Raw genomic sequence first — 17,320 nt, 5'->3', positions numbered from 1 at the left:
GTTGAACGGGGCAAGAGAGGTGAGATCGATGACCACAGCATTCACGCAGAGCACGTTCGGCGAGCAGCAGCAGGCCCGGCCCCAGCTGCCGACCCTGCCCACCGGCTGGCCGATCGGTTCGTACGAGTCCTACGAGCAGGCACAGCGGGCGGTCGACCACCTCGCGGGCGCGGACTTCCCCGTCACCGACGTCACGATCGTGGGCGTGGAACCGATGCTCGTCGAGCGGGTCGCGGGCAAGATGTCCTGGGGCAAGGTCCTCGGCAGCGCGGCGACCTCCGGTGCCATGTTCGGTCTGTTCCTCGGCCTGGTGCTCAGCCTGCTGAACCCGGGCGCCGGACTGGTCCCGATCGCGATCGGCCTCATCGCCGGTCTCGGGTTCAACCTGCTCTTCGGCGCGCTGGGCTACGCGGTGAACCGCAACAAGCGCGGGTTCATCTCGCAGAGCCAGCTGGTCGCCCGCCGCTACGACGTCCTGTCCCAGCCCCGCAACGCCGAGAAGGGCCGCGCGCTGCTGGCGGACCTGGCGGCGCGCAGCGCCTTCGGCCACTGACGCACTGAAGATCGAAGGCCGCCTCCCCGGGGAGGCGGCCTTCGTCGTACCTGGGGACAACTCCGCCGGCTATCCCGGAAACTGTCGGTGCCCGCCGGTAGCGTAGAAAACGGGGGCTGCTCAGGTGCCCGACGAGACCGTCGGCGGGTCCGGGGTCCCCGCGGTTTCGGGAGCTTCCGCCGGACGGCCCGCGCGGAGCAGCTTCCCCCATCGCGCGCGGTCGTACCGTGCCGGCGGCGTCTCCGCCAGGAACTCCCGGAGGATCTCCAGGAACCGCTCCGGATCCGACCGGTGCGGGAAGTGGCCCGCGCCCTCGAAGAGGACCAGCCTGCTGCCCGGCATCGCCCGGTGCGCACGCAACGCGTGGCCGCTCGGCACGACCGTGTCCTCCGTGCCCCACACCAGCAGCGTCGGGATGCCCTCGGTCAGGTAGCACCGATCCAGCATGTTGACCACCTGCCCGCGCCAGTCGACGACCGAGCGCAGCGTCCGCAGGAACGCCGAGCGCGTGCCCGGCTCGACCAGCCGCGCGTACCGGGTCAGCACGTAGTCGAGGTCCGCGTCGTCGAACAGCCGCAGCAGCCCGGCGAGCCCACGCAGCGCCGCCACCGCGGGCGGCGTCCCCAGCAGCGGCAGCAGCAGCTCCGCCCCCGGCGCCGCGGCCAGGCGCAGCAGCGGGTGGACGCCCGCCCCGACCCCACCCGAGCCGACCAGCACGAGGCGCTCGCACCGTTCCGGGAACTGGTAGGCGAACTGCATCGCGACACCACCGCCGAGCGAGTGCCCGACCACCGTCACCCGGTCGACGTCGAGGGTGGTCAGCAGGTCGCGCATGCCGCACGCGTAGGCCGCGACCGAGTAGTCCGCGCGCGGCTTGGCCGAAGAGCCGTGGCCGAGCAGGTCGGGCGCGATCACCGTGAAGTCGGCCGACAGTGACTCCAGCAGGTCCAGCCAGGTCGACGAGTCGTCGCCGATGCCGTGCAGGAAGAGCAGGACCGGCCCGCGCCCGGCCATCCGGTAGGCGCGCTCGTACCCGTGGACGACCCGGGTGCGCGGGGCGAAACTGTCCGTGGGTGGCGTCACCCACCCAGCTCAGCACGCTCACGTTCGCCCGGCGTTTCAGACGCGTTCGGAACGGGTGAACGCGCTCCCGAGCGGCCCCGGCCCGCGCACCGGGCGTTCACCCCGCTACTTCGTCGGCGTCGGCGAGGCCGGCGCGGACGAAGACGCCGGCGGTACCGTCACCTTGGGGATCGCGGCGCTGAACGGCACCCCCGCTTCCTCGCGGCAGGCCGGACGGTAGCCGTTGTAGCCGTTGTAGTTGCCCTGGTTGTCGGTGACGCCCTGCTCGATCTTCGGCCGCGGGAACCGGTTGTCCTCCCCGATCTTCTGCTTGCTGCCGCTGGAGCGCTCACAGCCGTAGCGGGTCAGCGTGATCGGCCGGCCGTCTTCGTCGTAGAGGTAGACCTCGGTCAGCGGCTTGCCTTCGCCGTCGAAGGCGTAGACGTTCTCGATCGAGCGGCCGCCGTAGGTCAGCTGGTCGTTGCCGTAGCTGTCTCCCGCCGTGCTGTAGGACGGCGGGCCGTAGTAGGTCCGGCCGCCGGGACCGAGGTCGGCCACGGCACCGATCCCGCCGAGCACGCTCCCGACGACGAACGCCGAAACCGGCACGACCAGCCACAGCAGCCGCCGGTCGCGGCGCACCCGCGGACCGGCCCACACGATCGCTGCCCCCACCAGCAGCAGGAACGGCACCAGCAGCACCGCGCTGCGCTGGCGCACCATGAGCAGCAGCCCGAACGCGACCAGCGCCACGGCGCACAGCACCCACCACGCCGGCTTCAGCGACGCGAAGTAGCGCAGCAGCTTGCCGGCCTCGTCCTGCTCGCGCCCCCTGGCCAGTGCCCTCCGCAGCCACGCCACTTCCGGCAGCGCCAGCACCGGCTCGACGCCGCCACGCAGCATCAGCGCCAGGCTGACGGCGAACACCGGCGCCACCAGCAGCAGGGCCGCCAGCACCTGGACCCGGCCGGCGGTCGCGGCGCCGAACGCGAGCAGCGCGAGAGCCAGCGCGCTGAGCAGCAGGCCCCACAACGCGATCCGCGGTTTCGCCGGGCCGGCCGCGGTCGTCGGTGCCGCACCTTCCCCGGCCGGCGGGTACCCGCCGGACGCGCGCAGTTCGGCGGCGTAGCTTTCGGGCGTGCCGAGCCGTTCGATCAAGGCCTCGACGCGGGCACCCTCCCCCAGCTCGGCCTCCAGTTCCGCCAGGTGCGGGCGGACGTCCTCGAGGATTTCCTCGACCTCGGTCGCGGGCAGGTCGGCGAGCGCGGTGCGGACCCGCGCCAGATAGACCCGCACGGCGGTCGGCTTGTCGCTCATGCTGCGTCTCCCAAAAGCACGTTCATCGTCGAAGCGAAGCTCTGCCAGGTCTTGCCGGACTCCGCCAGGCGCGCGCGACCCGGCTCGTTCAGGCTGTAGTACTTGCGGTGGGGCCCCTCTTCACTGGGCACCACGTACGAGGTGAGCAGGCCGGCCTTGTACAGCCTGCGCAACGTCCCGTACACCGACGCGTCCCCCACCTCGTCCAGGCCGGCGGCCCGGAGCCGTCTCAGTACGTCGTACCCATAGCCGTCTTCTTCGCGGAGCACCGCGAGGACGGCGAGATCGAGCACACCCTTGAGCAGCTGACTGATCTCCACTGCACCCTCCAGTCTTACGCATGAGAAGGTACCACGCATTGCACAGTAGTGTGCACGGCGGAGGGCTGTTCGTGTCGCCGGGACACCTCAGGCCCGCGTGTCCACCGGCCGTTCGAAGAAGGATTCGAGGACGACGATCGTCTGCGTGCCGGTGACGCCGTCGATCGCGAAGAGCCGGCGCAGCGACGCCTGGAGCTCTTCGGTCGTCCCCGCGCGCACCTTGACCAGCAGCGACGCCGGCCCCGCGATGATGTGCGCCTCGACCACCTCGGGCAGGGCTTCGAGAGCCGCCCGCACCGGCTGGTCACCCATCCAGGCGTTCGCCTCGACGAGGACGAACGCCGCGACGCCGCGGCCGACGGCGGCCGGGTCGACGTCCACCGTGGTCCGCCGGATCACGTCCTGTTCGCGGAGCTTGCGCACCCGCTCGTGGGCGGCTCCGGCGGAGAGCCCGACAGCCTTGCCGAGCGCGGCGTACGCCTGCGTCGCGTCCCGCTGCAGTTCGGAAAGCAGCCTGCGATCCACGTCATCCATGACTTGACCATATCAGGTTCGGCAATCCATGCTTTGCACAGAATATCGTTTAGGAGTGGGCGATGGATCTGGTGAAGACGGACTTTCAGGTGCTCGACGAGCGCTTCCGGCGCGTCAACGGCGACGAGTGGATGCAGCGCCTGCACACCGGCTGCCGCTGGACCGAGGGACCGGCGTACTTCCCGGCCGGCCGGTACCTGGTGTTCAGCGACATCCCGAACGACCGCACGCTGCGCTGGGACGAGACCACCGGCCAGGTCGGCGTCTTCCGGCAGCCGTCGAACTACGCGAACGGCCACACCGTCGACCGGCAGGGGCGGCTGGTCAGCTGCGAACAGGGCCTTCGCCGGGTGACGCGCACCGAGCACGACGGCTCGATCACCGTGCTGGCCGACGCGTACCGGGGAAAGCGGCTGAACAGCCCGAACGACGTCGTCGAGCACTCGGACGGGTCGATCTGGTTCACCGACCCGAGTTACGGCATCGACAGCGACTACGAGGGCTACCGCGCGGAAAGCGAGATCGGCGGGTGTCACGTGTACCGCGCCGACCCGTCGGGCGAAGTGCGGATCGTCGCCGGCGACTTCTCGCGCCCGAACGGGCTGGCGTTCTCGGCCGACGAATCCCTGCTGTACATCGCCGACACGCGGCAGGACCCGAGCCACATCCGGGTGTTCGGCGTCGGCGAAAACGGCACGCTGACGGGCGGCGAGATCTTCGCGACGAGCGACAAGGGCGGCTTCGACGGAGTCCGCGTCGACAGCGAAGGCCAGGTGTGGGCCGCGGCCCACGACGGCCTGCACTGTTTCGCCCCCGACGGAACCCGGATCGGCAAGCTCCTGATCCCGGAGATCTGCTCGAACTTCACCTTCGGCGGCGCCCGGGGGAACGAGCTGTTCATCACGGCGTCGAGCTCGCTGTACACGCTGAGGGTGACGGTCAACGGCGCCCGCTACCCGCGCTGACCGGCGCGCGCCTCATGCGCCCCAATGTGGCGTTCGGTGCGTCCAACGCACCCAATGTGGCGTTCGGTGCGTTGGACGCAACCAACGCCACATTGGGGCGCTTGGGCGGGGTTAGCCGAGGGTGGCCCGCACCCGCTCGACCACCGTCTCGCGCCGCCAGGCGCGGCTGACCCGGACCAGCCAGGCCGCTTCCGTCTCGACGTCCGCGTCCGGCAACGGGTCCGGGGGTGTCTCCCCCGGCTCGAACCGCCGTCCCGCGCGGCCCGCCTCGATCGCCGCCGCCAGGGTCACCGCTTCCACCGTGGCCGCCACGTCGGCTTCGCGGACACCCGCGCGGCGCGCCGCGGCCGCCGCGCGGGCCGGGAGATCGGGGTCGAAGTGGGCGCGGAGGGCGAGGTGGCCGTCGCGGATTTCGATGACCCGGCGGTACAGCGCGAACTCCGCGCCGCCCGCCAGCTCCCGGCCCGGGTCGAGCGCGATGCCCGGGACGGCCGCGCGCAACGCCGTCCACAGTGGCTCGATGCGGCGGTAGGCGTGGTACGCGCGGACGCGGCCGAGCACCGACGACACGGCCGGCGACCACGCGCTGAGCGTCGCCCCGGTGGCGACGAAACCGATCGTCGCCGCGGCGAGCACCGAGGACGGCAGGTCCTCACGGGCGCCGATACGGGCCGTCGCGGCGAGCTGCCGGACGTCGTCGACGTCCCAGAACGTCCACACGAAGGCCGCGCCCACCCCGGCGACCAGCAGCCACAGCCCGGCGCGAAGCGGCCCCGGCTCCGCGTGCCACGCGCTGCGGACGAACACCGTGAACAGCAGGCCGAGGCTGACCAGGCTGTAGAGCAGGAAGACGACCTTGTCGGCGAGGGCGAAGGGCAGCGTGGCGCCGGAAAAGACGGTCTGGTCACCGACGCGCCGCGGCTCGGACAGCGCGAAGAACACCGCGAGCAGCACCATCGTCGCCGCGGTGAACACCGCGTGCGGCAGCGGCCTCGCGCGTTCGCCCCGCCACATCGACTGCGTGAAGGCGACGGCGAAACCGATCGCGCCCAGTTTCAGCTCGTCGCCGGCCAGGGTCAGCACCCACTCGGTGACCGGGCCCGGGCCGGCCAGTGCCGCCATCGCCGGCGTCAGCACCAGGATGCCGGTGGCGATGCAGATGCCGAACCCGGCCAGGAGCCACATCGTGCGCGCGGGCTGGCTGTGGCGCGCCTCGATCAGCTTGTACCCGAACCCGGCGAAGCCCACCACGCACAGGTGGTAGGCCAGGGTCTCGATCACGGCGTCCGGCGGCGCGACCGGCCGCCGAACACGGAGTCGAAGCGCCGCACGCCTTCCGGGACGCCGGGCGCGGGTTCGCGGGGTTCTTCGGGCCGCACGACGCGTTGCGCGAGCAGGCTCGCGACCAGCTCGGCCTCGCGCTCCTCGACCTCGGTGTAGGTGGTGCGGCCGAGCACCCGCCGGACGAGCTCGGGCGAAAGGTGCGGCATGAGCTGCCGTCCGGCGGCGGCGTCGATGGCCACGCCGTCGGCACCGGCGTCGGAGCCGGTGTGGCCGCAGAGCAGGTGCCCGACCTCGTGCAGCAGGATGTGCCGCCGGTGCAGGGCGGTCGTGTTCGCCGGGTAGAGGATGTAGTCGGCGCGTTCGGTGCTCATCAGCAACCCGCACGGCGCACCCTCGGGAGCGCTGACGGGCATCAGTTCGATGGGCCGGCCCCGTTCGGCGGCCAGGCCGGCGACGAACGCCCCGGCATCGAACGGCTCGGGCAGGCTGACGGCGTCGGCGACCTGACGCGCCCGCTCCCACAGCGTGCGGCTCGATCGCCGCCGCCACGATGGTCGCGCCACTTCAGAACTCCCTCACCACGCGGCAAACCGACGGCCCCGGCCGGTTCAACGCGGCGGGCGCCACGGGGATACGCGGCGGGGGCGGGAAAACCCGCGCGGAGCAAGGGCCGCGGCCGGCAGCTCGCCGGACCGCCGGCAGTCCCGGGCGCCGGTCCACGCCGGACGCCTCTCCGGGCACCCGCGGGCTGCCCGCCTGCTCCGCCGGCGCGGCCGCCCGTGAAAGCCACCGCACGCACTCCTCGCCGCGGCCACCAGAACCCCGCCGCGCCCTGGCCACGCCCGGGCCCTTGCCCGCCCAGTCGCGCCCCACCGCGGCCACCCCTGAAACCGTTCGCCGGCAGCGTGCCGCCACCTCAGTTCTCCTTCTTCGCCCCGCCGCGACCGGCCTCCCTCCGGGCGATCGCGTCGATCATGTCGCTGATCGTGTCGAGCCCGTCGGCCGACAGGGTCACCGCGCGCAAGGCGAGGTCGCGGACACCGGCGTCGCGCAGCGCGCCCAGCAACGCCAGTTCTTCGGCGATCTTCGTGCTCTGCTCGTCGTCGAAGAAGTATGCCGGAGGCACTCCGAAGAACTGCGCGAGTGCTTCCAGGTGACGCTTGGTCGGGTTGTCCCGGCGGCCGGTGCGCAGCTGCCACAGGTAGGTCGTCGAAAAGCTTTCGCCCGTGGCCTCACGGCAGGCCTTCGCGACCTCTTCGTTGCTGTACGGCTCCCGATCGGGCCTGCGGACCACGTGGAACAGCCGGTCGATCTTGTCGGCCAGCGTCGACTTTCCGGGCTCCTTGACCACGATGCACTCCCTCAGCTACCAGGCGTATTCATCCTAGCTGAAAGACGAACACCATTTATCAACGCGAGTTCGACCTCGGCCGGGGCTGGCAACGTGGGCATGAGAACGACGAACGGTTCATGAACGGCTCCCGCCGGATCGCCGTGCCGCACCGGTGGCACGGCATGCCCTCCTGGCCGTACGCGTCCAAGGACCGGTCGAAGTACCCCGACTGCCCGTTGACGTTGACGTACAACGCGTCGAACGACGTGCCGCCCGCGCCCAGTGCCGCGTTCATCACGTCCGACGCCGCCGACAGCAGCTCGCGGCCCTTCGCCATGGTCAGCTTTTCCGTGGGCCGGGACCAGTGCAGGCGAGCCCGCCACAGCGCTTCGTCCGCGTAGATGTTGCCGATGCCCGAAACCAGCGTCTGGTCCAGCAGGGCCCGCTTGACCTCGGTGCGCCGCGAGCGCAACGCGCGCACGGCCGCGTCGAGGTCGAACGCCGGGTCCATCGGGTCACGCGCGATGTGCGCGATCGTGTCCGGCAGCAGCACGTCGTCGCCGATGTCGTGCAGGTCGTCGAGCGCCAGGCCGCCGAATGTCCGCTGGTCGACGAACCGCAGCTCCGGCCCGTCGTCGTCGAAGCGCAGCCGCACCCGCAGGTGCTTCTCGTCCGGCGTGCCCTCCGGCTGGACCAGCATCTGCCCGCTCATGCCGAGGTGGGCCAGCAGCGCCTCCTTGTCGGACAGCTCGAGCCACAGGTACTTGCCGCGGCGCCGCGCCGCCTCGACGCGGGTGCCGGTGAGCCGCTGCGTGAAGTCCTCCGCACCCAGCGCGTGCCGGCGGATGGCGCGCGGGTGCAGGACCTCCGCCTCGCGGATGGTCCGGCCCGCGACGTGGGCCTGCAGGCCCACGCGGACGACTTCGACTTCGGGAAGTTCGGGCATACGGCCATTGTGCCCGCCGGGTACGACAATTTACGGAGCGGAGGGGCCGACATCGGCCTTGACCAGCGGAATCCGCGTCGTGCCCGACGCGAAGTACTCGTCCGCGCCGACGTCGAACGTGCCCGTCCGGGCCTGCAGGTCGAAGTCCTTCGCGGCGTACGAATACGACCCCACCCCGGCGTCGATCGCCGGGCTGCCCGACGTCAGCCGGTAAAGCCCGGCGGCATCCTTGACCAGCTTGGGATCGACGTTCCGCGAGGGCATCCCGGCCGTGCCGCCGGAGGTGATGTTGCCCTCGTACTTGACGGTCGACCCGCTCGGCAGCGTCACGAGCGTGCCGGAAGTGCCCTTCACGATGTTGTCCGCGACCACGCAGTCCTTCGGCCTGAAGTCGCCGCCGTCGCCGTCGATCACCGACGAGCTGCCCAGCACCGTGTTGTAGGCGACCGTCACGCGGTCCGGCCGGTCGTGCAGCTTGCTCGTCGGTCCGCTGTCGGCTTCGTCGCCGGAGCCGAAGACGATCGCGCGGCCGCCGCTGTTGGCCACGTAATTGTTGACGATCTTGTGGTCGTTTCCGTGGAAGCGAATGCCCGAGTTGAAGAGCACATTGCCCTCGACGGTGCTGCGGTTGCCGTGGCGCAGCACGATGTAGCCCTTGCTGTCGCGGATCGTGTTGTAGCGCACCACGTTGTCCGACGACTTGACGGAGATCGCCTCGATGTCGCCGTCGGCCTTCTCGAAGAGGTTGTACTCCAGCACAGCGTGCGCGGAGTAGGACTGGTGGTTGCTCAGCCCGAGCCGGATCGACTCGCCGCCGTTGGAACCCGAGAACTGGTGGTTGAAGAAGTAGTTGTGGTGCACGTGGACGCGCTGCGCCATGGCGTCGGACGGCCCGAGGATCTGCAGGAACACGCCCTGGCTCGTGCGGTTCTGGAAGACGTTGTGGTCGACTTCGGTGTCGTCGCCGTTGACGGAGACCCAGTTGCCGTCGCTGGTGAGCTGGAAGTCGTTGCGGGACAAGCGGTTGTGCGACGCACCGGCGGGGATGCTCAGCGACGCGCCGTTGCGGAACTTGAAGCCCTGCAGCACGACGTTCGAGACACCGCTCGCGAAGGAGAACGTCTTCGAGCCGGTGATCGTCGCCTTGCCGACGTGCTCGGCGGTGACCGTGACCGGCGCCGACGCGGTGCCGGAGCGCTTGATCGTGAGCGTCGAGCCCGCGGAGTAGGAGCCGTCGGCCAGGGCGATCGTGTCGCCGGGGTTGGCCTTGTCCAGCGCGGACTGCAACGCCGAAAGCGAAGTCACGCGGATCTGCGCGGCCGACGCTGACGGTCCGGGCACGACGACGAGCGCCGCGACGATCAAGGGTACGAAGAACAAACGCATCCGCCAGACCTCTCCATTGAGTACGTGCGCGGCGGATGATCAACACGCTACGGAGAGGAGGGCGGAATCGTCAACGGGGTTCCCGCTGATCAGGACTCGGGTTCGTCCTTCTTCTGCGCCTCGAGTTCGGCGGACAGCGAACGCCAGGCCGTCTCGGCGGCCTTCTGCTCCGCTTCCTTCTTCGTCGACCCGGTGCCGTGGCCGAGCGGGCGGCCGGCGACGAGCACCGTGGCCGTGAACTCCTTGCGGTGGTCCGGCCCGGTGTCTTCGACCTTGTACTCGGGCACGCCGAGGCCGGCCGACGCCGTCAGCTCCTGCAGGCTCGTCTTCCAGTCGAGCCCCGCCCCGCGCAACGGCGCTTCGGCGAGCAGGCCGTCGAAGAGGTGGTGCACGAGCTTGCGGGCGATCTCGATGCCGTGTTCGAGGTAGGCGGCACCGATCACCGCTTCCAGCCCGTCGGCGAGGATGCTCGCCTTGTCCCGGCCGCCGGTGAGCTCTTCGCCCTTGCCCAGCAGCAGGTGTGCCCCGAGGCCGCCCTCGCCGAGCCCGCGGGCCACCCGCGCCAGTGCGTGCATGTTGACGACGCTGGCGCGGAGCTTCGCGAGCTGACCTTCGGGCAGGTCGGGGTGCGTGGTGTAGAGGTGATCGGTGACGACGAGGCCGAGCACGGCGTCACCGAGGAACTCCAGCCGCTCGTTCGGCGGCAGACCCCCGTTTTCGTACGCGTACGAACGGTGGGTCAGCGAAAGCCGGAGCAGCTCGGGGTCGAGAGTGACCCCGAGCGCTTCGAGCAACGGCGCCGGATCGGCTGCGGGTCCCCCGGGCGTCTTGCCCCCCATGTCGGCTACCCGATCAGGCGGGCTCGACGACCTGGCGGCCGTTGTGCTGGCCGCACGACGGGCACGCGACGTGCTGGAGCTTCGGCTGCTTGCAGGCGCGGTTGGAGCAGGGCACCAGCTGCACCGGAGCCGCCTTCCACTGGCTGCGGCGGGAGCGCGTGTTGGATCGCGACATCTTCCGCTTCGGGACGGCCACGAGTAGATCTCCTTATGACGGTCTGCTCGCGGTCGTGCGAGCGAACTTTCCTCCGGAACGAGCTGGGGCGCTCGTCAGGCTTGCTCAGCTGGGCCCAGGCTTTTCGCCCGCGTTCTCGTCGAAGCGCTCGACGAGGGCGGCCCACCGAGGGTCTATCTTCTCATGCCCGTGTCCGGGCTCGAGATCGGCCCACTTGACGCCGCAGTCGGTGCACAGCCCGGCGCAGTCCTCGGTGCACAGCGGGGCCAGCGGCAGGGCCAGCACGACGGCGTCGCGGACGATGGGTTCGAGGTCGATCCGGTCGTCGACCAGCCGGGGGATCTCGTCCTCTTCGGTGGTCTCCTCGGTGGCCGACCCCGGGTAGGCGAACAGCTCCTGGACCTCGACCTCGACCTCTTCGGTGAGCGGGTCGAGGCAGCGCGCGCAGGTGCCCTTCGCGGTGGCCTTCGCGGTGCCGCTGACCAGCACGCCTTCGACGACGGACTCGAGCAGAAGGTCGAGTTCCAGCTCGGAGCCGGCCTCGATGGTGATGACATCGGGGACGCCGAGCGGCGTCTCCACCGGCACGCTGCGCTTGACGGCGCGGCTGAGGCCGGCGTGACGGCCGAGCTCACGGGTGTCGATCACCCACGGGCTGCGGTCGTCGAGCTGGGGGGTCTTGTTCTCGGACATCCAGTCCAGGGTACGCACTGGTCGCCACCCCTTTTGAGCTGGTCCCTCGCGGGGATGGCCGCCACTCCCGGGGCGGCCCTTCCGAGGGCAGGTCCGCTCGCCGGGGTGCGGGGCGGCGGCCGCTGTCGCGATGTCTTGAACGACTCGTTCCTGTCGCCGGACGTCCTGAACGAGTCGTTCAAGACGTCCGAGGAGCCCTGCCCGCCGGGACCCTGCCCGCGGCGGGCGCCCCCAGGGTTCCGGCAAAGTCGATCGCTGCCGCGGTGCTCCGTGGCGGAAGTGGCGCTGTGAGCCGCCGACCGGGTGCCGCGAATGACTCATTCGGGACGTGCGAGGTCCCCAATGACTCATTCGCGACCTTCGGCAGCGCGGCAGGCCCCGGCGACCAGCGTCGCAGCAGCCAAGGAGAGCAGGCCGGGGCACTCGGGCGGCGGGCGGACCTGCGTGCCCGGAGTCCAGGCGCGACTCTGCCGCAGCCCCCACCCTCTCCGGGGGGCGTCCCCAGTCCAGTCTATCCGTCCCCGTCGAGGAAACCGTCCGGAAGCCGCTCCCCGGGCGAAGTTGTCCACAAGCGAACAGCCCTGTGGACAACTCGGCTCAAAGCGAGATTCGTGTCACACCTGGTAGTCGTACAGCGTCGGCCGGCCGCCGCTGCTCGGCAGGTTCGACGGCGACCGCAGGTGGTTGCGGCCCGAGTCGACCGTCCTCAACGTCGTCGCCAGCAGCTCCGAGAACTCCGCCAGCTTGCCGTCGACGTACGCGTCGCAATCCGCTCGCTGGCGGTCGGCCTCCGCGTGGGCCTCGTCGACGATGCGGGCCGACTCCGCGTGGGCCGCCTGGACGACCTCCGTCTGCGCCACCAGGCGGGCCTGTTCCGCGCGGCCTTCGTCGATCGCGCGGTCGTACGCGTCGCGGCCGGCCTGGATCATGCGCTCGGACTCCGCGCGGGACCGGTCGGTGAGGTTCTGGTACTCGGCCTGGCCCGCCGCCACCGTGCGGTCCGCCTGGTCGTGCGCGTCGGCGAGCATCTGCTCCGCGCGGGCGCGCGCGTCGGCCAGGATGCGCTCCGCTTCGTCCGTCGCGTCGGCGATCGTGCGCTCGGCCTCGGCGTTCGCGCCGGCGACCGTGTCGCTCGCCTCCTTGCGGGCGGCGTGGATCAGGTCGTCGCGCTTGTCGAGGACGTCCTGGGCGTCGTCGACCTCGGCGGGCAGCGCGTCGCGCACGTCGTCGAGGAGTTCGAGCACGTCGCCGCGGGGCACGACGCAGCTGGACGTCATCGGGACGCCGCGCGCCTCCTCGACGATGGTGACGAGCTCGTCGAGCGCCTCGAAAACCCGGTACACGGCCACTCCAATCCCCTGTCGCTGGGAACCAGTCTGCCCGTTTCCGCCGCCGAACCGGTGAACGCGACCGGCGCCGGGCGTGTCCCCCGGTCGCCTACCGGGCGGGGAAGCCCGGGTCGGTGACCGAGGCGATCAGCTGCCGGTCGTCGAGCACCGGCCCGGGCCCGGCGGGAGCGTCGATCGGCGCAGACGCCCGCGACGTGCTCCGCGCCGCAGCGGCAGCGCCCGTTCCCGGGCGAACGCCTCGTCAGCGGCCCGCATCGCGCCTCCCCGTCCGATGTTCCACCGGTACTCACGGACGAGGGGGCGCGGCGCGCGGGTCAGGAATTCAGGTCGATCCGCTTGAAGGTCGCGTAGTGGTCGGGCGTGTAGGCCAGCTCGCCCGCCTTGCCGGAGATGACGCGGTCGTTCGTGCCGACGGCGAAGAGCTTGTAGTACCCGGACGCGCAGGACGGCAGCACGCCTTCGCGGTTCTCGTACGTCGTGCCGGTGGCGGCGCCGCTCCGGACGTTGTCGACGACGCCGCGGGCCGCCGACGACAGCTGGGAGTAGCCGATCTTCGCCAGGCCCGACAGGTCGCCGCAGGCGTGCGTCGAACCGCCGCCGACGTCGATGACCTGGAAGGTCGCGTAGTGGTCGCCGGTGTAGAAGTACTCGCCGGCGCTGCCGGTCACGATGCGGCGCGTGCCGCGCGTGCTCGAGCCCGGCGTCGGCACCGTGTACTCGTGGTAGTAGCCCGACGCGCAGGCCGGGAGGATGCCTTCCCGGTTGTCGAAGACGACGCCGTCGTTCTTCGGGTACGGGAACGGGCCGCCCTTCTGGATGAGGTTGTACGTCGTCGTCGCTTCGGGCGGGAGCGCCGAAAGCGTCGTGTGCGTGAAGCCCGAGAGGTTCCCGCAGGAGTTCTGCGCGGCGACGGCGGGGGAAGCCGCGGAGGCGGCGGTGACACCGGTGAACAACGTGGCCAGGAGCGCGAAAAGGACAGCGACCAGGCGGGATCGGTAGTTGGTCATTTTCGGACCGTAACCCGATCGGATGATCGTCAGGGGTCGGGAACGTGAACTCCCGCACTACCGGGCGCAAGTCCCGACGAACGGAGGGAGCCGAACGACGGGAACCGGACACGCGGTCCGGAAAGGACGGTCAGCGCCCGAACTTCGCGGAAAGCCGCTCGAAGACGATCGGCGGCACGAAGTGCTCGATGTCGCCGCCGAGCGCGGCGACCTCCTTGACCAGCGAGCTGGACACGAACCCGTACGTCGGGTTGTTCGCCATCAGCAGCGTTTCGACGCCGGTCAGCTCGCGGTTCATCTGCGCCATCTGCAGCTCGTAGTCGAAGTCGCTGACCGAGCGCAGGCCCTTGGCGACCGCCGCGATGTCGTGGTCGCGGCAGTAGTCGACCAGCAGGCCCGCCCACGAGTCGACCCGCACGTTCGGCAGCTTCCCGGTGATCTCGCGCAGCATCTCCAGGCGCTCCTCGATCTCGAAGAGACCCTTCTTGGTCTTGTTCACCCCCACCAGGATGACGACCTCGTCGAACAGGCGGCTCGCCCGCTCGATGATGTCGAGGTGCCCGTTGGTGGCCGGATCGTAGGAACCGGGACAGACCGCACGCCGCATGGCGCGGACGCTACCGTGCCCCACGCGGTCTGCGCCGCGTGGCTCACGCCACAGGCGTGTATTCGGCCCAGAAGACGGCCGTGTCGCCGTACTTCTTTTCCCGCGACGGCTCGAAGCCCGGCGGCCACTCGGGCGCGCCGTCCCGGGCCGCCCGCTCGACCACCACCAGCGCGCTCCCGCCCAGCCAGCCGCCCGCCGCCAGCGCGGCGAGCACCTTGCCGAGCGCGGCCGCGTCGACGGCGTACGGAGGGTCGGCCAGGACGAGGTCGAACGGAGCGGGTGCGGGCGCGGCGACCACCGCCTCGACCTGCCCGGCGCGGACCGTGCCGCCCAGGCCCAGGGCCGCGACGTTGCCGCGCAGGACGTCCACCGCACGCCGGTCGGACTCCACGAACACCGCGTCCGCGGCGCCGCGCGAAAGGGCTTCGAGGCCGAGGGCGCCGGACCCGGCGTAGAGGTCGAGGACGTGGGCACCGTCCAGCTCGCCCGCCGTCTCCAGGGCGTTGAACAGGGCTTCCCGCACGCGTTCCGACGTCGGCCGGGTGCCCTTCGGCGGCACCTTGAGCCGCCGTCCACCCGCCGTCCCGGCCACGATCCTCGTCACCCCCCGATTGTGCGGGGACAGCGCGCGCCACACATGACCGGGACATTGGTGTCCCCTCCGGAGCCAACGCGTAGAGTCGTTCTTCGCCCTCGGAGGCGATCCAGAAGCTGTCAAGGAGCCATGCGTGTCGGAACCTCGGGTCAGACGGGCCGAGATCGCCATCGAACAAGCCCACGTCGATCGCGTGTACACCCGTCTGGACGAACTGCGTGCCCAAGCCGAGGCCATGCGCACGAAGGGCTACGAAATCGGCCAGGGGGCGCAGCGCGAGGCGATCTTCGAGCAGGCGTCGATGCTGTTCGAGCGCGACATGATGGTCTACCACGCCAACCAGACGCTCCAGTCGCTCGACGCCGAGTACGAGGGCCTCGTCTTCGGCAGGCTCGACCACCTCGACACCGAGCGCGTGTACGTCGGGCGGCTCGGCATCCGCGACGCCGAGTTCGACAACCTCGTCACGGACTGGCGCGCGCCGGCCGCGGCCGCGTTCTACCAGGCCACGGCCGAAGAGCCGATGGACGTCGTGCGGCGGCGCGTGATCCGCTGCTCCGGCCAGAACGTCCTGGACGTCGACGACGACGTCCTGATCGCCGACGCCGTGCCCGAGGACATGCAGATCGTCGGCGAAGGCGCGCTGATGGCCGCGCTGGGGCGCTCGCGTGGCGAGAAGATGCGCGACATCGTCGCGACCATCCAGAAGGAGCAGGACGAGGTGATCCGGGCGCCGTGGCGCGGGGTCACCGAGATCACCGGCGGGCCGGGCACCGGCAAGACGGCCGTCGCGCTGCACCGCGCCGCCTACCTGCTGTACCGCTACCGGCGTCAGCTCGGCGGGGCCGGCGTGCTCGTGATCGGGCCGTCGGGGGTGTTCACCAGCTACATCTCGCGCGTCCTCCCCTCGATGGGGGAAACGAACGTCGAGCTGCGCGCGCTCGGCGAGGTCCTCGACGGCCTGGAGGCGACGCGCCAGGACGCGGCGCCGCTCGCCGCCGTCAAGGGGTCGCTGCGGATGCGGAAGGTGCTGCTGCGGGCGCTGCGCGACACTCCGCCCGAGGCACCCGACGAGATGCGGATCGTCTACCGCGGCGAAGTGCTGAAGCTGTCGGCGCGCGAGCTGGAGAAGGTCCGCCGCAAGGCCCACACGCAGGGCGCGCCGCCGAACCGGTCGCGGATCCGGGCGGCCGAGCTGCTGCTCGACGCGCTGGCGGCGAAGGCCGAGGAGTACGCGAAGGCCGACGGCAAGCAGATCGACCGCGCCGAGCTGATCACCGACCTGGGCGAGCGGATCGACTTCCACCGGTTCCTGGTGGTGTGGTGGCCGGTGCTGTACCCGGCACAGATCCTGAAGTGGCTGGGCGAGGAGAAGCGGCTGGCGTCGGCGGCGAAGGGCGTCCTGAACCGGCAGGAGATCTCGATGCTGGCCGCGGACTTCGCGGACCGGTCGCGGGGCTGGTCGATCGCGGACGTGGCGTTGCTGGACGAGCTGCGGGTGCTGATCGGGCCGCCGCCGAAGCGCCGCCGCCGTCAGGTGGTGGAGGTGGAGCCCGAGCGGTCCGGCGGCGCGCCGACGCGGCCGGAGCACTACGACGAGTACTCGCACGTGGTCGTCGACGAGTCGCAGGACCTTTCGCCGATGCAGTGGCGGATGGTGGGCCGGCGCGGCAAGTACGCGAGCTGGACGGTGGTCGGCGACCCGGTCCAGAGCTCCTGGCCGGACCCGGCGGAGGCGGCTTCGGCGCGCGACCAGGCGTTCGGCGTGAAGACGACCCGGCGGCGGTTCACGCTGCGGACGAACTACCGGAACTCCGCGGAGATCTTCGACCTGGCGGCGAAGGTGGTGGCCGGCCACGCGGAGGCGGGCGAGCTGCCGGTGGCGGTCCGCCGCACCGGCGTGGAGCCGGAGGTCCGCCCGGTGGAGGCGGCGAGCCTGGCGTCGGCGACCCAGGCGGCGGTGAAGGAGCTGCTGGGCGCGGTCGAGGGCACGGTCGGCGTGATCACGGCGATGGACCGGGTGCCGGAGATCGCGGGCTGGCTTTCGGGCGAGGCGGACGAGCGGCTGAAGGTCGTGGGCAGCCTGGATTCGAAGGGCCTGGAGTACGACGCGGTGGTGCTGGTGGAGCCGGTGGACCTGATCAGCGAGTCGACCACGGGCCGGCGGGTGCTGTATGTGGCCCTGACCCGGGCGACGCAGCAGCTGATCGTCCTGGCCTCGGACCCGGACTGGATCCCGACGGCCTGAGCCGAGCGCCCCCAATGTGGCGTTCGGTGCATTGAATCGGCACTGCGGCGCGAAGCGCCTCCGTTGAGGGCGGCGGTGGGGGCATGGGAGGAGCACCCAATGTGGCG

19 protein-coding genes are annotated in these 17,320 nt (G+C 71.1%); 3 read left to right on the top strand and 16 right to left on the bottom strand.

Features of this window, described 5'->3' with window-relative positions:
- The first annotated feature begins 28 nt into the window (after positions 1 to 28).
- Positions 29 to 553: a general stress protein gene (locus AB0G28_RS03640; protein WP_361082593.1), complete on the top strand. Its 525-nt coding sequence runs from the start codon at positions 29 to 31 to the stop codon at positions 551 to 553.
- Between the two features lie 120 nt (positions 554 to 673).
- Here AB0G28_RS03640 and AB0G28_RS03635 read toward each other — a convergent pair whose 3' ends face one another.
- The 4 genes from AB0G28_RS03635 to AB0G28_RS03620 all read right to left on the bottom strand — a co-directional run bounded on the left by AB0G28_RS03635 (position 674) and on the right by AB0G28_RS03620 (position 3,786).
- Entirely contained in the window at positions 674 to 1,636 is a 963-nt protein-coding gene (locus AB0G28_RS03635) for an alpha/beta hydrolase (protein WP_361082591.1), read from the bottom strand.
- Between the two features lie 105 nt (positions 1,637 to 1,741).
- Positions 1,742 to 2,932: a hypothetical protein gene (locus tag AB0G28_RS03630; RefSeq protein WP_361082589.1), complete on the bottom strand. Its 1,191-nt coding sequence runs from the start codon at positions 2,930 to 2,932 to the stop codon at positions 1,742 to 1,744.
- A complete protein-coding gene (locus AB0G28_RS03625; protein WP_361082587.1) occupies positions 2,929 to 3,252 on the bottom strand; it encodes a PadR family transcriptional regulator in 324 nt (107 codons plus the stop codon). The genes AB0G28_RS03630 and AB0G28_RS03625 overlap by 4 nt, the downstream gene beginning before the upstream one ends.
- Before the next feature lie 87 nt (positions 3,253 to 3,339).
- A complete protein-coding gene (locus AB0G28_RS03620) occupies positions 3,340 to 3,786 on the bottom strand; it encodes an Lrp/AsnC family transcriptional regulator (RefSeq protein ID WP_361082585.1) in 447 nt (148 codons plus the stop codon).
- Between the two features lie 62 nt (positions 3,787 to 3,848).
- Between AB0G28_RS03620 and AB0G28_RS03615 the strand changes: the two genes are divergently transcribed.
- A complete protein-coding gene (locus AB0G28_RS03615) occupies positions 3,849 to 4,751 on the top strand; it encodes an SMP-30/gluconolactonase/LRE family protein (RefSeq protein WP_361082583.1) in 903 nt (300 codons plus the stop codon).
- 111 nt (positions 4,752 to 4,862) lie between these two features.
- Here AB0G28_RS03615 and AB0G28_RS03610 read toward each other — a convergent pair whose 3' ends face one another.
- The 12 genes from AB0G28_RS03610 to rsmD form a co-directional block, all read right to left on the bottom strand.
- The gene (locus AB0G28_RS03610; protein WP_361082581.1) at positions 4,863 to 6,032 is read right to left on the bottom strand and encodes an MAB_1171c family putative transporter; all 1,170 of its coding nucleotides are present in this window, start codon (positions 6,030 to 6,032) and stop codon (positions 4,863 to 4,865) included.
- Positions 6,029 to 6,598, bottom strand: a complete 570-nt coding sequence (locus AB0G28_RS03605) for a hypothetical protein (RefSeq protein WP_361082579.1) — start codon at positions 6,596 to 6,598, stop codon at positions 6,029 to 6,031. Before AB0G28_RS03605 ends, AB0G28_RS03610 begins: the two co-directional genes overlap by 4 nt.
- Before the next feature lie 353 nt (positions 6,599 to 6,951).
- Positions 6,952 to 7,386: a helix-turn-helix domain-containing protein gene (locus AB0G28_RS03600; protein ID WP_020644313.1), complete on the bottom strand. Its 435-nt coding sequence runs from the start codon at positions 7,384 to 7,386 to the stop codon at positions 6,952 to 6,954.
- A gap of 58 nt (positions 7,387 to 7,444) precedes the next feature.
- A complete protein-coding gene (gene mutM, locus AB0G28_RS03595) occupies positions 7,445 to 8,314 on the bottom strand; it encodes a bifunctional DNA-formamidopyrimidine glycosylase/DNA-(apurinic or apyrimidinic site) lyase (RefSeq protein ID WP_361082577.1) in 870 nt (289 codons plus the stop codon).
- A gap of 30 nt (positions 8,315 to 8,344) precedes the next feature.
- A complete protein-coding gene (locus AB0G28_RS03590; RefSeq protein ID WP_361082575.1) occupies positions 8,345 to 9,700 on the bottom strand; it encodes a polysaccharide lyase 6 family protein in 1,356 nt (451 codons plus the stop codon).
- A gap of 89 nt (positions 9,701 to 9,789) precedes the next feature.
- On the bottom strand, positions 9,790 to 10,539 hold the full coding sequence (gene rnc, locus AB0G28_RS03585; protein WP_361082573.1) for a ribonuclease III: 750 nt from the start codon (positions 10,537 to 10,539) through the stop codon (positions 9,790 to 9,792).
- Between the two features lie 13 nt (positions 10,540 to 10,552).
- Complete coding sequence (gene rpmF, locus AB0G28_RS03580; protein WP_003090635.1) at positions 10,553 to 10,735, bottom strand: 50S ribosomal protein L32; 183 nt, start codon at positions 10,733 to 10,735, stop codon at positions 10,553 to 10,555.
- An 84-nt stretch (positions 10,736 to 10,819) separates the two neighbouring features.
- On the bottom strand, positions 10,820 to 11,407 hold the full coding sequence (locus tag AB0G28_RS03575) for a YceD family protein (RefSeq protein WP_361082571.1): 588 nt from the start codon (positions 11,405 to 11,407) through the stop codon (positions 10,820 to 10,822).
- A 614-nt stretch (positions 11,408 to 12,021) separates the two neighbouring features.
- Positions 12,022 to 12,750, bottom strand: coding sequence for a DivIVA domain-containing protein (locus tag AB0G28_RS03570; protein WP_361082569.1), 729 nt, complete (start codon positions 12,748 to 12,750; stop codon positions 12,022 to 12,024).
- A 320-nt stretch (positions 12,751 to 13,070) separates the two neighbouring features.
- A complete protein-coding gene (locus tag AB0G28_RS03565; protein WP_361082567.1) occupies positions 13,071 to 13,763 on the bottom strand; it encodes a ribonuclease domain-containing protein in 693 nt (230 codons plus the stop codon).
- Between the two features lie 130 nt (positions 13,764 to 13,893).
- On the bottom strand, positions 13,894 to 14,370 hold the full coding sequence (gene coaD, locus AB0G28_RS03560; protein WP_361082565.1) for a pantetheine-phosphate adenylyltransferase: 477 nt from the start codon (positions 14,368 to 14,370) through the stop codon (positions 13,894 to 13,896).
- A 43-nt stretch (positions 14,371 to 14,413) separates the two neighbouring features.
- Complete coding sequence (gene rsmD, locus AB0G28_RS03555) at positions 14,414 to 14,974, bottom strand: 16S rRNA (guanine(966)-N(2))-methyltransferase RsmD (protein ID WP_361082563.1); 561 nt, start codon at positions 14,972 to 14,974, stop codon at positions 14,414 to 14,416.
- A 124-nt stretch (positions 14,975 to 15,098) separates the two neighbouring features.
- Between rsmD and AB0G28_RS03550 the strand changes: the two genes are divergently transcribed.
- Entirely contained in the window at positions 15,099 to 17,213 is a 2,115-nt protein-coding gene (locus AB0G28_RS03550; RefSeq protein ID WP_361082561.1) for an ATP-binding domain-containing protein, read from the top strand.
- Positions 17,214 to 17,320: the final 107 nt, after the last annotated feature.

Origin of the sequence: Amycolatopsis sp. NPDC021455 (genome assembly GCF_040640995.1) — a bacterium.
In the GTDB taxonomy this organism is placed as follows: domain Bacteria; phylum Actinomycetota; class Actinomycetes; order Mycobacteriales; family Pseudonocardiaceae; genus Amycolatopsis.
Note: the sequence above shows the minus strand (reverse complement) of the source record. Positions and strands in the feature narration are given on the sequence as shown.